The organism is Streptomyces atratus, from assembly GCF_014648655.1.
GTDB lineage: Bacteria > Actinomycetota > Actinomycetes > Streptomycetales > Streptomycetaceae > Streptomyces > Streptomyces atratus.
In genome coordinates this window covers 248,402-263,128 of record NZ_BMRN01000005.1, presented here as the reverse complement: position 1 = coordinate 263,128, position 14,727 = coordinate 248,402, and the positions used below count along the sequence as shown (strand labels likewise).

The following is a 14,727-nucleotide window of genomic DNA, read 5'->3' as shown; positions in this document are numbered from 1 at the left end:
GTATGTCGCAGCAGGTGCAAGGAGTCATCGCACCGGGGAAGAACGAGCCGGTACGGGTCGAGACGATCGTGATCCCGGACCCGGGCCCCGGCGAGGCCGTGGTGAAGATCCAGGCGTGCGGCGTCTGCCACACCGATCTCCACTACAAGCAGGGCGGCATCAACGACGACTTCCCCTTCCTGCTCGGGCACGAGGCCGCGGGCGTGGTGGAGTCCGTCGGCGAGGGGGTCACGGACGTCGAGCCCGGCGACTTCGTCATCCTCAACTGGCGTGCCGTGTGCGGGCAGTGTCGTGCGTGCCTGCGCGGCCGCCCCTGGTACTGCTTCAACACCCACAACGCCAAGCAGAAGATGACGCTGCTCGACGGCACGGAGCTGTCGCCGGCGCTCGGCATCGGCGCGTTCGCCGAGAAGACCCTGGTCGCCGCCGGTCAGTGCACCAAGGTCGACCCGGAGGCCTCCCCGGCCGTCGCCGGGCTGCTCGGCTGTGGCGTGATGGCGGGCATCGGCGCCGCCATCAACACCGGGCAGGTCGGCCGCGGCGACTCGGTCGCCGTGATCGGCTGCGGCGGTGTCGGCGACGCGGCGATCGCGGGCGCGCGGCTGGCCGGCGCGGCGAAGATCATCGCCGTGGACATCGACGACCGCAAGCTGGAGACGGCGAAGACGATGGGTGCCACGCACACCGTCAACTCCCGCTCCACCGACCCGGTCGAGGCGATCCGCTCCCTGACCGACGGCAACGGTGCGGATGTCGTCATCGAGGCGGTCGGCCGCCCGGAGACGTACAAGCAGGCTTTCTACGCCCGCGACCTCGCAGGCACCGTCGTCCTGGTCGGCGTCCCGACCCCGGAGATGCAGCTGGAACTGCCGCTCATCGACGTCTTCGGCCGCGGCGGCTCGCTCAAGTCCTCCTGGTACGGCGACTGCCTGCCCTCGCGCGACTTCCCGATGCTCATCGACCTGCACCAGCAGGGCCGGATCGACCTCGGCGCGTTCGTCACCGAGACCATCGGACTCGGCGACATCGAGCAGGCCTTCACCCGGATGCACGAAGGCGACGTGCTGCGCTCGGTGGTGGTCTTCTGATGACCGCCCGCATCGACCACCTCGTCACCTCCGGCACCTTCGCCCTCGACGGCGGGGAGTGGGACGTCGACAACAACGTCTGGATCGTCGGCGACGACACCGAGGCGATCGTCATCGACGCCGCCCATGACGCCGCCGCCATCGAGGCCGCGCTGAACGGCCGTACGCTGCGCGCCATCGTCTGCACGCACGCGCACAACGACCACATCGACGCGGCCCCGGCCCTCGCCGACGCCACCGGCGCACCGGTCCTGCTGCACCCCGACGACCTGCCGCTGTGGAAGCAGACCCACCCGGACCGCGCCCCGGACGGCGAACTGGCCGACGGCCAGGAGCTGGAGATCGCCGGAACGACGCTCCAGGTCCTGCACACCCCCGGTCATGCCCCGGGTGCCGTCTGCCTGTACGCCCCCGAGCTGTCCACCGTCTTCACGGGTGACACGCTCTTCCAGGGCGGCCCCGGCGCCACCGGGCGGTCCTTCTCCCACTTCCCGACGATCGTCGCCTCGATCAGGGACCGGCTGCTCGCCCTGCCGCCGGGCACCACCGTCCGCACCGGGCACGGCGATTCCACGACCATCGGCGCGGAGGCCCCGCATCTGGACGAGTGGATCGCCCGCGGTCACTGAGAACCGCGGCTCACCGGTCCGGGCCATGCACAGAGCCGCAGCCCGCTCTCGAAGCGGCGCGGAGCGCCCGTGACCGGATCGGTGAACTCCAGCACCCGGGCCAGGAGTTGGAGAGGGTGCGACCAGTCGTCGGTCGCACCCTTCGGCCGGAGCACCGGGTAGACCGGGTCGTGGACGAGCGGCAGCCCCAGGCTGTTCATATGGACCCGCAGCTGATGGGTGCGTCCGGTGGCGGGCAGCAGCCGGTACCGGCCGAGGCCCTCCCGGTGCTCCAGCAGCTCGATCCGGCTCTCGCTGTTCGGCTCGCCCGGCTCCTCGCGGGCGGCGATGACCCCGCGCTCCTTGACGATGCGGCTGCGTACGGTTCGCGGGAAGGCCGGTCCGGGGTCGTACGGTGCCACCGCCTCGTACTCCTTGAGCACCGAGCGGTCCCGGAACATCGTCTGGTACGCGCCCCGCTCCTCGGGCCGCACGACGAAGAGGACGAGGCCCGCGGTCAGCCGGTCCAGCCGGTGCGCGGGCTGCAGCTCGGGCAGGTCCAGCTCGCGGCGCAGCCGGGCCACCGCGGTCTCGGTGATGTGCCGGCCGCGCGGTGTCGTCGCCAGGAAGTGCGGCTTGTCGGCGATCACGATGTGCTCGTCGCGGTGGACGACACCGACCGGGAACGGCACCGGCTCCTCCGGCGCGAAATCCCGATGGAACCAGATGTACCGGCCGGCGGTGTACAGCTCGTCGGCGGACACCGGGCCCTGTACGGAGACGAACCGGCCCTCGGCGAGCATGGCGTCCACCCGCGCCTCCCCGATGGCACCCGCGAACCGCGCCAGCAGGTGATCGCGTACCGTCGCCCACCGGCCGTCCGGATCCTCGGGGAGCTGCAGCCGGACCGGATCGATCCCGTCCCGCTGCGGCAACGGCGCCGACGGGGGCTTCGCACGCCCCCTCATCGGGGTGCGCCGACCGGTACAGCGGTGAGCATGGTGCGGGCTCCTCGTATCGCCTGCTGGGGTGTCCGCACAGTATCGCCCGTTCCGCCCGCCCACCGGGGCCCTGCCCCCCGTACTCAGGCGCTCGGCAGCGTCACCTTCTCCGGGCCGCACCCGATGCGCTCGGCCTCGGCGGCGACATAGCCGGGCAGCAGTTCCCGTCCCCGGGCCACCCGCCGGGCAGATCGAAGGTCCGCGGATGATCCCCAGTGGGATTCTCGGCAGGCACCCACGGCGGATCGACGGGGAAGGGGTACACCACATTCGTGTACGCCGGAGCCCCACCGGCCCCTTGCAGCACCCAATGCCCGGGAACCGCGACCTCTTTCCACCCCGAAGCATCGAAACCGGGCCGCACGAACGACTTGTTCTGCGTGGCGGCGCCCGGCGAGAGCCGGAAGCGCCACTCCCCGTTCAGCGACATCCGCCCGGAATCCGACCCCGCGTACCAGGCCCGCGGCTCCAGCCCGCCCGATCCGGGACCCACGTCCTCGTACCGGGGCAGGGCGGGCGTGGGTGTGCGGTTCATGGGACTCCTCGCTCTGCGATGGCCTCCGTGCTGCTGGACATCAGCGAGGAATGAACCGTTTCAACAAGGGGTGCACCCTGCTCCGGTCCATATGCGACCGTGCGGGCACAACGCAGAATGCCGACCAGGATCGCTCCTGATCGGCATTCTCTCTGTGTCCGAGGGGGGACTTGAACCCCCACGCCCGATAAAGGGCACTAGCACCTCAAGCTAGCGCGTCTGCCATTCCGCCACCCGGACAAGGTGTCTGTCTCGCGGGCCCGGCCCGTTCCGACGTGGAAAACAATAGCAAACATTCGGAGGTGCTCGATCACGCCAGGGGGAGTGTGAAGGGCGCATGACGAGGGGTGGGGGCCTTGGGTGTGCGGGCCGCGCGCGGGAGGATGAGGGGGAGCACCACGGCGACAGTGGAAGGAAGCAGTGTGAGCGAGACCAACACGGCCCGGACCGTCTCGGGCGAGGACGAGGTCGTGGACCTCTGTCGTGAGCTGATCCGGATCGACACCAGCAACTACGGAGACCATTCGGGACCGGGGGAGCGGGGCGCGGCCGAGTACGTCGCGGAGAAGCTCGCCGAGGTCGGGCTGGAGCCCCAGATCTTCGAGTCCCACAAGGGCCGCGCCTCGACCGTGGCCCGGATCGAGGGCGAGGACCCGTCCAGGCCCGCGTTGCTCATCCACGGTCACACCGACGTGGTACCGGCCAATGCCCACGACTGGACCCACCACCCGTTCTCCGGCGAGGTCGCGGACGGCTGCGTGTGGGGCCGGGGCGCGGTCGACATGAAGGACATGGACGCGATGACCCTCGCGGTCGTCCGCGACCGGATGCGCAGCGGCCGCAAGCCCCCGCGCGACATCGTGCTGGCCTTCGTCGCGGACGAGGAGGCGGGCGGCACGTACGGCGCGCGGTACCTCGTGGACAAGCACCCCGGCCTCTTCGAGGGGGTCACCGAGGCGATCGGCGAGGTCGGCGGCTTCTCCTTCACGGTGAACGAGAAGCTGCGGCTCTACCTCGTCGAGACGGCCCAGAAGGGCATGCACTGGATGCGGCTCACCGTGGACGGCACCGCCGGCCACGGCTCGATGACCAACGACGACAACGCGATCACCGAGCTCTGCGAGGCGGTCGGACGGCTCGGGCGGCACAAGTGGCCGGTCCGGGTGACCAAGACCGTGCGGTCCTTCCTCGACGAGCTGTCCGACGCGCTCGGCACCCCGCTCGACCCGGAGGACATGGAGGCCACGCTCGCCAAGCTGGGCGGCATCGCCAAGATGGTCGGCGCCACGCTCCGCAACTCCGCCGCCCCCACCATGCTGGGTGCCGGCTACAAGGTGAACGTCATCCCCGGCCAGGCCATCGCCCATGTCGACGGCCGGTTCCTGCCCGGTTACGAGGAGGAGTTCCTGGCCGATCTGGACCGGATCCTCGGCCCGCGCGTGAAGCGCGAGGACGTGCACGGGGACAAGGCGCTGGAGACCAGTTTCGACGGTTCGCTCGTGGATGCGATGCAGATCGCCCTGAAGGCGGAGGACCCGATCGCGCGTGCCGTCCCTTACATGCTTTCCGGCGGTACCGACGCCAAGTCCTTCGACGACCTCGGTATCCGCTGCTTCGGGTTCGCACCGCTGAAGCTGCCGCCGGAGCTCGACTTCGCAGGCATGTTCCACGGCGTGGACGAGCGTGTACCCGTGGACGGTCTGCAGTTCGGTGTGCGGGTGCTCGACCGTTTCATCGACAACTGCTGAGTCTCTGCCGCTTTTCCGCTGATTATCTGTGTCAACAATCGCCAGCGTGTGCGTATTTGACCGGAACGAGTGAAAGGAACCATACGCTCGTAGCCCAATTACCTCTTCCTCGTTACAAGTGATGCGGTCCGCGGCTGGGACCGCATTGCCAACTAGGAGGAATAATGATCAAGAAGGTCGTCGCTGCTGCGGCTGTCACCGGTGGTCTGGTGCTCGCGGGTGCGGGCATGGCCGTCGCGGACACCGGTGCCCAGGGCGCCGCTGCCAACAGCCCCGGTGTGGTCTCGGGCAACGTCATCCAGGTGCCCGTGCACGTGCCGGTGAACGCGTGTGGCAACACGGTCTCCGTGGTCGGGCTGCTGAACCCCACCGTCGGCAACACCTGCGCCAATGCCTGACGTTGTGCGTCAACCCGTAAGGGTTTGAATCCGGTCGGCCCCGGAGTGCACGCCATGCACTCCGGGGCCGCTGGGTAATCGGCCCCCGCACGGTCAGGTCCGGGGGTATTCCGGAAGGTAGAAGGCAGGAAACAATCTATGCGACAGGTCACGCGTAAAGGCCTGATCACCATGGCGGCTGCGGGCGGCGTGCTCGCGCTGAGTGGCGGTTATGCGCACGCCGACGCGGGAGCGGCCGGCGGCGCGTCGAATTCCCCGGGGGTGCTTTCAGGGAATTCGGTCCAGATCCCGGTCGACGTACCGGTCAACGTATGCGGCAACTCCGTGAGCGTCGTAGGACTGCTCAACCCGGCCGCAGGAAACGCCTGCGGAAACGGTTCGCAGAGCGCTGCCTCGGGCCGCCACGTCTCGGGCAGTCAGGAGTCCGACGACCGGACCCAGGCGCACCGGGCGGGGACCGGCAGGCACCGGGCCGTCACGAGCGGCACCGGGAGCGGGGCAATGGCCGAGGGGGTTACGAGCGGCTCGCCCGGTGTGCTTTCGGGCAACAACATCGCGGTGCCCATCGACATCCCCGTGAACGCCTGCGGGAACAGTGTCACCATCGGCGGACTGCTCAATCCCGCCTCCGGCAACGACTGCGGAAATGTTCCGGACGTCGTCACGCCGCCGGTCGGCACTCCGGTCACTCCGGTCACCCCGGTCACCGAGAACAAGCCCCCGGCACCCGGACCGCGAAGCGTGTCGAACGCGCACGGGACACAGAACGTCGCGCAGCTCGCACACACCGGAGCGGGCGGGCTCGACCTGCTGGTCCCGGCGAGCGTGGGCCTGCTGCTGGCGGGTGCGGGCACAGTGCTGTACCGCCGCGCCCGGATGTCCGCATAGCGGTCCTGAGCGGCGACGCAAGCACGGTGAAGGGAGCGGGCCCCGCGACTGCGGGGTCCGCTCCGTCTCACCAGGTGGCCCGGAGCTGGCGGATGATCCGTCGGCGCAGCCGCACCCTGCGGCTGCCGTCACGGCGCAGCGTCAGTCGGTCCAACTCCCAGTGCCCGTACTCGGCATGGTCGGTCAGCAGGCGGGCCGTCTCCTTCCGGGACACCCCGCGCGGTACGTACACATCGACAAATTCGTATTCCGGCATCGCATCTATTGTGCGGGCAGAGCCCGTGTACGGATAGCGTCTGCACTATGTCTGATGCTGCGCAGCCCACCGCTGCCGAGGTACGCGCCGCCGCCGAAGCGATCAAAGCCGCGCTCGACCATCACCTCGAGGCGGTCGAACGCCGGACAGGGGACGATGATCCCGCTGTCTATGACGCGTTCAACGCACTGGCCGCTGCCGCCGAGTTCTACGACGAACTGCTCTACGACCGCTACGACGAGGTCACCCCTTTCGAGATCCCGGGTGCGGAGGACTCCCTGCCGCCGTACGCCGGCCCCGAGGAGCCGAACGCGCTGAGTGTGCTGATCCGGCGCGACTACGCGGTGGTGGAGCCGCCGCGGCTGCTCGCACAGGCCCAGCGCATCGCCGACCTCGATCCGGACGACCGCGCCGACGGGAGCGCCGCGGTGGTGGGCTCCAGCGTCCATGCCGCGCTCGGAGTGCTCTTCGGTGAGTACGAACCGGACGAGATCGCTTCCCGGCATACGGAGTTCGGTCTGGAGGAGGGCGACTCCACGCTCTGGGTCACGGCTGCGGAGGAGCTGCCCGAGGCGGGGGAGTGGCTCGGCGCACCGTTCGACGAAGCGGACCCGCAGCTGGTGGTCTGCCGCTTCGACGTCAGCGCCGTCTTCGACGAGGACGAATCGGACGAGGAGCCGGTCGGCCTGGTGGTGGACAGCTCCTGATCCGTCTGTCGGACGGGCTCGAAACCGAGCCCGTCCGACGGCGGGGGAAAGGGCGCGGCCCGGTCATCCGGCCGGAGCCTCCAGCAGGGTGCGCAGTCGCGTCGTGCGGTCCTGGGCCGGGGACTGTGCGACCGCGCGCTGGAGCGCCTGATCCACCCCGTGCACGACGGACAGATGCCGCTCCCCGCGGCTGAAGGCGGTGTACACCCAGGGGCGACTCAGCCCCTGGGCGGCGTCACCCGGCAGCACGACGACCACTGCGGGCCACCGCATCCCGGCCGCCTGGTGGGCGCTGAGGGCCCACCCGTGGCGAACGGACGACTCCACCCGCTCCTGCGGTACGACGATCTCCGTGCCCGCGCAGTCCAGGTGCAGGCCCTCGGCGTCGGCCGAGACGACCACTCCGGGCACGGTCCTGCCGGGCGTCGGGACATGGACGACGCGGTCGCCCGGGTCGAAGCCGCCGAACCGCCCCGGACCGGGGTTGAGCCGCTGCTTCAGTGCCGCGTTCAACGCCCGGGTGCCCGCCGAGCCGCCATGGCCGACGGTGATCACCTGGGTGTCGGCCGACGGTACGCCGATGGCGCGCGGCACCGAGTCGGCGACCAGTTGCACGGTGCGGTGCACCGCCTCGCCCGCATCGCGCACGGGGACGATCACCACCTCCTTGCCGGGCGCCGCGACCTGGTTCAGCTCGCCGATTCCGATGCCGGAGACCAGTTCGCCGATCGGTCCCGGATCCGGCGTACGGGACACGATCTGCGGGCAGGCACGGGCCGCCAGCACATCGGCGAACACCCGCCCCGCACCGGCCGAGCCCAGCACGCCCGGGTCGCCGCTGAGCACCAGCCGGGTGCCGTCGGCCAGCGACTCCACGAGGATCGCGGCGGTCTCGACGTCCAGCTGCGGGGCGTCCAGCACGACGAGCAGGTCTACGGCGATCGCCCCCTCCTCGTCCCGCCCCGGGCCCTCCGCGCCGGAGAGCAGCCCGGCGAGTGTGACGGCCGTCGACGGATCGCCGGTCGCCTCGGCCAGCCGACGCCTGCCGTCGACGCTGTGCACGGCACCCAGGGCGCGCAGCCCGAGGCCGCGGGCCGCGGTGATCAGCGCGGCGGGTTCGGCCCTGGCCGCCTCGCCGCCGGTGTGCGCCACGAGGCCATGGGCCGCGACCGCACGGATCAGCTCGGCCGCCGACGGGGAGCCCGCGGCCGAGGCCGGCTCCGTCCAGTCGGCGTCCTTCTCACAGGCGTTGATCAGGCGGGCCAGCCCGTCGGCGAGGCTCTCCTCGGCGAGTGCGTACCGGTCGAGACCGAGCAGCACCTGCACCGGTTCCTGCCCGGCCCGGTCCTCCACGCCTCCTTCGGCGTCCTCGCCGGGTTGTGCCGGTGCGTCGGACTCCTGGTCGTCCTGCCCGTCCTGGAAGACCAGGACGACGCCCTCGGCGACGGCATGCTGTACGGCTGAGTCGGGGTCGGTCACCGAGCGCTCGGCGAGCGCGGCACGTACCGCCGTCGCGTCCAGTGCCGTATGGCCCTGGAGCGCGGCCCGCTCCAGCAGCCAGCCGACCAGGGCCGCGGTGCGCCGCTCGTCGTCCGGACCGCACTCGGTGCCCAGCACGGCCTGTGCGAAACCGTCGGCCTGCTCGGGCCTGACTCCCGGCACGGCCATCAACTGCCACGGGTCCTCGCGCAGGGCATCGGCGGCCTGCGCACCGAGGGCCTCGGCCACCGGGCCCGCCAGCGCTCCGGGCGCCCCGCCCTCGGCCAGTACGGCGGCCACCGCGGCGACGGCCTCCGGTGAGGTGCCCTGCGGAGCCGGGGCCTGCTCCGGCGCTCTGGGGCGTACCGGAGCGGGCGCGGGAGCGGTCCGGCGAGGGGCGGCGGGTGCGGGCGAGTCGAAGAACGCGGCGGCGGGCTTCTCACCGCTCTCCACGGCACGCACGGCCGCCAGCAGATCGGCCGCCTGGCCGCTCAGCTTCGCACCGGCGGCGATGGGGCCTTCCTTCTCGGCCTTGCGCTTCTCGATCCGCTCCCTCAGCTCACGCTGGGCGGCGAGCTCGGACTCGGCCTCGGAGAGCGGTGCGGGGGCGGCAGCCGAAGGGTCCACGGCGTCGTCGGCCGCGGCTGTCCCGTCGGTGTCGGTCGTGCCGCCGGTCCCGTCGGCCGTTTCATCGGTGTCGGTCGTGCCGCCGGTCCCGGCACCGGCTTCGGCTGCCCCGTCGGTCCCTGAGGTCCCGGATTCGTCGCCGTCCGTCTCCGCGGCGTCGGCGGCGTCATCGGCCGTCGTCGATCCCGTGCCCCCGTCGTGACCCTCGTCCTGCGAGGACGGAGCGGGCACGGCGGCGGAGGGGTCCGCGACAACGCTGTCGTCGTCGGCGGCCGGGGAGCCGGGGGTTTCCCCCCGGGGAAGCGCAGTCACAGCGTGCTCCAGTCCTGGTCGGGATAGCGGTGCACGGGCGCCGACACATCGTCGAGCGCCTGGCAGATCTCGTCAGGAAGACTAAGCGCCTCCACTGACAATGCCTCCGTGAGCTGCTGCGCGTTGCGTGCACCGACGATCGGGGCCACCACTCCCGGCCGGTCCCGCACCCAGGCGAGAGCAACCTGGAGCGCCGTCGTGGCCAGGCCGTCGGCCGCTGTTGCCACCGCGTCCACGATGCGGCCGGCCGGGTCGTCGAGATACGGCTCGACGAACGGGGCCAGCAGCTCCGAGGCGCCGCGTGAGTCCGCCGGAGTGCCCGTCCGGTACTTGCCGGTCAGGACACCCCGGCCCAGCGGGGAGGAAGGCAGCAGGCCCACCCCCAGGTCGAGCGCGGCCGGCAGCACCTCGCGTTCCACACCTCGCTGCAACAGGGAGTACTCCATCTGGGTGCTCGCCAGCCGGGTGCGCACCCCGGGCGACGCGAGCTGCCAGGTCGCCGCCTTGGCCAGCTGCCACCCGCAGAAGTTCGACACCCCCGCGTACCGGGCGCGGCCGGTGGACACGGCCAGGTCAACCGCCTGAAGGGTCTCCTCCAGCGGAGTCACCGGGTCGAAGGCGTGGATCTGCCACAGATCCACGTGATCCGTACCGAGCCGTTCCAGGGAGGCGTCCAGCGCGGCCAGCAGATGGCCGCGGGATCCGTTGAACCGGCGGTACGGGTCGGCCACGCTGCCCGCCTTCGTCGCGATGACCAGATCGCGCCGTGGCACCAGGCCCTCGGTGAGCCGCCCGAGCAGATATTCGGCCTCCCCACCGCCGTACACATCTGCCGTGTCGACCAGCGTGCCGCCCGCTTCCCAGAAGGCTTTCAGCTGTTCGGCAGCGTCGTGCTGGTCGGTGTCCCGGCCCCAGGTCAGGGTGCCGAGCCCGATCCGGGACACTCGAAGGCCGGTGCGGCCGAGATGCCTCTGCTCCATGTGCGCTGAGATTACTGGCCAGAGCCCCACCGGGCGGAAGCCTGTGGACAACCCGGCATCAAGTCGCCCCTGCCGGAACCTGTTGTCGCGCGCTAGAGTCCGAGGCTCAGGGACGTTACTGATCAGTAAGGGGAGCGGCTATGCGGCTCGGCATCAATCTCGGCTACTGGGGCGCGGGAATGGACGGCGACAACCTCGCCGTCGCCCAGGAGGCCGACCGGCTCGGTTACGACGTCTGCTGGGCGGCCGAGGCGTACGGCTCCGACGCGCCGACCGTGCTCTCCTGGGTCGCCGCCCAGACCGAATCGATCGACGTCGGCTCCGCGATCATGCAGATCCCGGCCCGCCAGCCCGCGATGACGGCGATGACCGCCGCCACCCTCGACTCGCTCTCCGGCGGCCGTTTCCGGCTCGGCCTCGGCGTGTCGGGACCGCAGGTCTCCGAGGGCTGGTACGGCGTCAAGTTCGACAAGCCGCTGGCCCGCACCCGGGAGTACGTCGAGATCGTCCGCAGGGCGATGTCCCGTGAGCGGCTGTCGTACGAGGGGCAGCACTGGACGCTCCCGCTGCCGGACGGCCCGGGCAAGCCGATCAAGCTCACCGTCCACCCGCAGCGCGAGCACATCCCGCTCTACATCGCCGCGATCGGCCCGAAGAACCTGGAGCAGACCGGCGAGATCGCCGACGGCGCGCTGCTGATCTTCCCGTCCGCGGAGCACCTTGAGGACACCGCGGTGAAGTACCTGCGGGCGGGCCGCGAGAAGGCCGGCAAGACCATGGAGGGCTTCGACGTCTGCCCGACGCTGCCGCTGGCCGTCGGTGACGACATCTTTGGCCTCGCGGACATGTTCCGTCCGTACACCGCGCTGTACGTGGGCGGTATGGGCAGCCGCAAGCAGAACTTCTACAACCAGCTCGCGCAGCGCATGGGGTACGAGAAGGAAGCCGCCGAGATCCAGGACAAGTACCTGTCCGGCGACAAGAACGGCGCCGCTGCCGCTGTGCCGCACCAGCTGATCGACCAGACCACGCTGCTCGGTTCGGTCGAGCGGATCGCCGAGCGGATGCAGGCGTATGCCGCGGCGGGTGTCACGACGCTGACTCTGGCTCCGGCCGGATTCACGCTCGATGAGCGGATCACGGCTCTGCGGGCCGGTACGGATGCGCTGGAGCGGTCCGGGCTCGCGTAGCGCGGGCTCCGGACTTCCGGGGGTTCTGGGACAGCGCCACGGCCGTGGTGGGGGCTCGGGGGTCCACCCCGCCACGGCCGTTACGGAGAACAACGCATCCGGGGGCGTGTGGTTACGCCGAACGGCGTGCGGTTCGGTGCGTGGTCATCGGGCTGACGGTGCCGTCCTCAAACGCCGGACGGGCTGGAGCGTTGCAGCCCGTCCGGCGTAGCCGTGGGGCGTTCCTGTTGCCCGGGTGGGCGTGTCGCACTTGACTGTCGATGGGCGGAGGCCGGTACGGAGGTGGCAGTGATGCTCTCGGCAAGGAACCTGTTCCTGGAGATTCTCGACGAAGACGAGTCGTTCCGGCTGTTCTGTTCCATCGCGGCCAGCGGGGAGTCCCAGGGGGGCTGGGAGAACGGGCGTATCGCGGCCCTCGCGCCCGAGAGCCAGCGGGCCCTGGCGCCCAAGATCGCGCGGCACGGCGCCGACGAGGACAAGCACGGCCGGATCTTCAACGCGCTGCTGAAGAAGCGCGGGCTGCAGCCGGTAGAGGTTCCGCGCGAGGCCGACTACACGATGCTGCTGGAGAAACACGGCATCGGCCTCGCCCATGAGCAGCTGGGACGCCAGGAGCCGCTCTCCGAGCGGGACATCATCACCTACCTCGCCCACAGCCGGGTCACCGAACAGCGAGCCTCCGAGCAGATGACGCTGCTGTGCAAGTACTTCGCCGACCACCCCGACCTCGGCCGCGCCGTGAAGATGATCTCGGACGACGAGGACAACCACCTGGCTTACTGCCATGAGGAATTGCTTCGCTTCGCCCGCTTCGGACACGGCCGCACGATCCAGCGCATTCTGCGCGAGTGCGCGCTCACCGAGATCCGGGTGTACCGCGATGTCAGTCTCGCCGTGATGGATCACATGGGCCGCATCCTGGGCTGGCCCCGGGCCAGGGCGGCGGTGCTGGCCGCGGGGATCCACGGGGTCTACGCGTACGAACGGCTCGTGGGGTGGCGGCGCATGGTGAGCCTGGCGCCGCCCGAGCGGCGCGACGCACTGGGCGGTCCCGCGACGCAGGCGCCCGAGTTCGCCTGATCCGGGCGCCGCGCCCGGCCGCCCGTCAGAGCCAGCCGCGGCGCTTGAACTGCCGGTAGAGGCCGAAGACCACGGAGCCCATCAGCACGATCACCGCCGGATAGGCCCACACCCAGCGGAGCTCCGGCATGTGCTCGAAGTTCATGCCGTAGATCCCCGCCACCATGGTCGGTACGGCGGCCATCGCCGCCCAGGCCGAGATCTTGCGCATGTCGTCGTTCTGCCGCACGCCCACCTGGGCCAGCTGCGCCGAGAGGATGTCGGAGAGCAGCCTGTCCAGCCCCTCCACGTACTCGTTGGCGCGCGTCAGATGGTCGCTCACGTCGCGGAAGAACGGCTGCGAGTGTTCGTGGACGAACGGCACCTCCGCGCTCGCCAGCCGGGCCATGGGGGCGCTCAGCGGACCAGTGGCACGGCGGAACTCCATGATCTGCCGCTTGAAGGTGTAGATGCGGGACGCGGTGTTCTTGGTGTCCACGGCGCCGGTCGGCGCGAACACCTCGGTCTCCAGCTCCTCCAGGTCGACCTGGAGCTCGCCCGCCACCTCGATGTAGTGGTCGACGACGGCGTCGCTGATCGCGTACAGCACCGCGGTCGGCCCGTGCTTGAGAACCTCCGGCTCGGACTCCAGACGACGGCGTACCGCGGCGAGCGGGGCGCCCTCCCCGTGCCGGACCGTCACGACGAACGAATCGCCGATGAAGGCCATCAGCTCGTCGGTGGTGACCGTGTCGCTCAGATGCTCATACACCACCGGCTTGATGACCGCGAAGAGCGAGTCGTCGTACACCTCCAGTTTGGGCCGTTGGTGCGCGCTCAAGGCGTCCTCCACGGCCAGCGGGTGGAGTCCGAACTCGCTGCTGACGAGCTCGAATTCCTTCTCCGTCGGCTCGTGCAGACCGATCCAGAGAAACGCGTCCCCAGTGGCACGTGCCTCCGCGAGGGCATCGGAGAGATCGGCGGGGCCTTCGGTACGACGCCCACCCCGGTAGATCGCACTGTCCACAATCACGGCGTGCATTCTTCCCTGCTCCGGTCCCCGGCGCACCTCACCGGCGGCAGCGGCCTACGCTGGCCCGTATGCCCACCCTGATCCTCGTACGCCATGGACGCTCCACCGCCAACACGGCCGGGGTGCTCGCGGGCCGCACCCCGGGTGTCGCGCTCGACGAGCGCGGTGCCGCCCAGGCCGCGGCGCTGCCCGGACGGCTGGCCGCGCTGCCCCTCGCCGCCGCAGTCAGCAGCCCCCTGCAGCGCTGCCGGGAAACCCTGCAGCCGCTGCTCGAAGCGCGGCCGGGACTGGCGCTGCACACCGAGGAGCGGATCAGCGAGTGCGACTACGGCGACTGGTCGGGGCGCAAGCTGGCGGAACTCACCGACGAACCGCTGATGAGCGTCGTGCAGCAGCATCCGTCGGCCGCGGCGTTCCCCGGCGGCGAGTCCATGCGCGCCATGCAGGCACGCGCCGTCGACGCGGTACGGGACTGGAACGCGCGGATCGAGGCCGAGCACGGCGACGACGCCGCCTATGTGATGTGCTCGCACGGCGACATCATCAAGGCCCTCGTCGCCGACGCGCTCGGCATGCATCTCGACCTCTTCCAGCGGATCCACGCCGACCCCTGCTCGGTCACCGCGATCCGCTACACCAGGCTGCGGCCCTTCCTGCTGCGGCTCGGCGACACGGGGGACCTCGCCCCGCTGGCGCCCCGTGAGCACACAGCCGCAACGGACGAGGGCCGGCGCCCGGCGGCGGACGCCGATGCGGACGCGGCGGTCGGGGGCGGCGCTGGGGCGCCGTGATCGCTTTGCGCAGTAGGGTGGACGCGC

At 70.8% G+C, this 14,727-nt stretch carries 14 protein-coding genes, 1 tRNA gene and 1 pseudogene; 9 read left to right on the top strand and 7 right to left on the bottom strand.

The genetic code is table 11. The annotated features are described in order from the left end of the window. Window positions 1-2: 2 nt before the first annotated feature. Complete coding sequence (locus IEZ15_RS11250; protein ID WP_114243663.1) at window positions 3-1,088, top strand: S-(hydroxymethyl)mycothiol dehydrogenase; 1,086 nt, start codon at window positions 3-5, stop codon at window positions 1,086-1,088. Then, window positions 1,088-1,717 (top strand): MBL fold metallo-hydrolase, encoded by a 630-nt coding sequence (locus IEZ15_RS11245; RefSeq protein ID WP_114243662.1) that lies wholly within the window; start codon window positions 1,088-1,090, stop codon window positions 1,715-1,717. The genes IEZ15_RS11250 and IEZ15_RS11245 overlap by 1 nt, the downstream gene beginning before the upstream one ends. Here the strand turns inward: IEZ15_RS11245 and IEZ15_RS11240 are convergent. The 3 genes and pseudogenes from IEZ15_RS11240 to IEZ15_RS11230 form a co-directional block, all read right to left on the bottom strand. Then, window positions 1,711-2,664: a pseudouridine synthase gene (locus tag IEZ15_RS11240; protein ID WP_189276241.1), complete on the bottom strand. Its 954-nt coding sequence runs from the start codon at window positions 2,662-2,664 to the stop codon at window positions 1,711-1,713. The genes IEZ15_RS11245 and IEZ15_RS11240 overlap by 7 nt on opposite strands. A 196-nt stretch (window positions 2,665-2,860) precedes the next feature. After that, window positions 2,861-3,232 (bottom strand): annotated as a pseudogene (locus IEZ15_RS11235) (sugar-binding domain-containing protein); the annotation flags it as partial. Between the two features lie 155 nt (window positions 3,233-3,387). Further along, window positions 3,388-3,472, bottom strand: a tRNA-Leu gene (locus IEZ15_RS11230). A 182-nt stretch (window positions 3,473-3,654) separates the two neighbouring features. Here IEZ15_RS11230 and IEZ15_RS11225 point away from each other — a divergent pair. The 3 genes from IEZ15_RS11225 (at window position 3,655) to IEZ15_RS46720 (ending at window position 6,266) form a co-directional block, all read left to right on the top strand. Next, window positions 3,655-4,980 carry a M20/M25/M40 family metallo-hydrolase gene (locus tag IEZ15_RS11225; protein WP_189276237.1) on the top strand — a complete coding sequence of 442 codons (1,326 nt, stop codon included), beginning with the start codon at window positions 3,655-3,657 and terminating at the stop codon, window positions 4,978-4,980. 164 nt (window positions 4,981-5,144) lie between these two features. Further along, window positions 5,145-5,378 carry a chaplin gene (locus tag IEZ15_RS11220; protein WP_189276235.1) on the top strand — a complete coding sequence of 78 codons (234 nt, stop codon included), beginning with the start codon at window positions 5,145-5,147 and terminating at the stop codon, window positions 5,376-5,378. A 138-nt stretch (window positions 5,379-5,516) separates the two neighbouring features. Further along, a complete protein-coding gene (locus IEZ15_RS46720; RefSeq protein WP_114243657.1) occupies window positions 5,517-6,266 on the top strand; it encodes a chaplin in 750 nt (249 codons plus the stop codon). A gap of 67 nt (window positions 6,267-6,333) precedes the next feature. On the opposite strand, the gene IEZ15_RS11210 is transcribed toward IEZ15_RS46720, so the two are convergent. Beyond that, entirely contained in the window at window positions 6,334-6,522 is a 189-nt protein-coding gene (locus tag IEZ15_RS11210) for a DUF5703 family protein (protein ID WP_030918345.1), read from the bottom strand. 47 nt (window positions 6,523-6,569) lie between these two features. Here IEZ15_RS11210 and IEZ15_RS11205 point away from each other — a divergent pair, with 47 nt between their 5' ends. Further along, window positions 6,570-7,229 carry a hypothetical protein gene (locus IEZ15_RS11205; protein ID WP_114243656.1) on the top strand — a complete coding sequence of 220 codons (660 nt, stop codon included), beginning with the start codon at window positions 6,570-6,572 and terminating at the stop codon, window positions 7,227-7,229. A 63-nt stretch (window positions 7,230-7,292) separates the two neighbouring features. Here IEZ15_RS11205 and IEZ15_RS11200 read toward each other — a convergent pair whose 3' ends face one another. Further along, window positions 7,293-9,647, bottom strand: coding sequence for an ATP-dependent DNA helicase (locus IEZ15_RS11200; protein WP_189276232.1), 2,355 nt, complete (start codon window positions 9,645-9,647; stop codon window positions 7,293-7,295). Next, on the bottom strand, window positions 9,644-10,627 hold the full coding sequence (locus tag IEZ15_RS11195; protein ID WP_114243654.1) for an aldo/keto reductase: 984 nt from the start codon (window positions 10,625-10,627) through the stop codon (window positions 9,644-9,646). The genes IEZ15_RS11200 and IEZ15_RS11195 overlap by 4 nt, the downstream gene beginning before the upstream one ends. Before the next feature lie 140 nt (window positions 10,628-10,767). Here IEZ15_RS11195 and IEZ15_RS11190 point away from each other — a divergent pair, with 140 nt between their 5' ends. Then, window positions 10,768-11,817: an LLM class F420-dependent oxidoreductase gene (locus tag IEZ15_RS11190; protein ID WP_189276229.1), complete on the top strand. Its 1,050-nt coding sequence runs from the start codon at window positions 10,768-10,770 to the stop codon at window positions 11,815-11,817. Between the two features lie 291 nt (window positions 11,818-12,108). Then, window positions 12,109-12,897: a ferritin-like domain-containing protein gene (locus tag IEZ15_RS11185; protein WP_189276227.1), complete on the top strand. Its 789-nt coding sequence runs from the start codon at window positions 12,109-12,111 to the stop codon at window positions 12,895-12,897. 25 nt (window positions 12,898-12,922) lie between these two features. On the opposite strand, the gene corA is transcribed toward IEZ15_RS11185, so the two are convergent. Next, window positions 12,923-13,918 carry a magnesium/cobalt transporter CorA gene (corA, locus tag IEZ15_RS11180; protein WP_189276225.1) on the bottom strand — a complete coding sequence of 332 codons (996 nt, stop codon included), beginning with the start codon at window positions 13,916-13,918 and terminating at the stop codon, window positions 12,923-12,925. Window positions 13,919-13,977: 59 nt separating this feature from the next. Between corA and IEZ15_RS11175 the strand changes: the two genes are divergently transcribed. Beyond that, window positions 13,978-14,700 carry a histidine phosphatase family protein gene (locus IEZ15_RS11175; protein ID WP_114243651.1) on the top strand — a complete coding sequence of 241 codons (723 nt, stop codon included), beginning with the start codon at window positions 13,978-13,980 and terminating at the stop codon, window positions 14,698-14,700. Window positions 14,701-14,727: the final 27 nt, after the last annotated feature.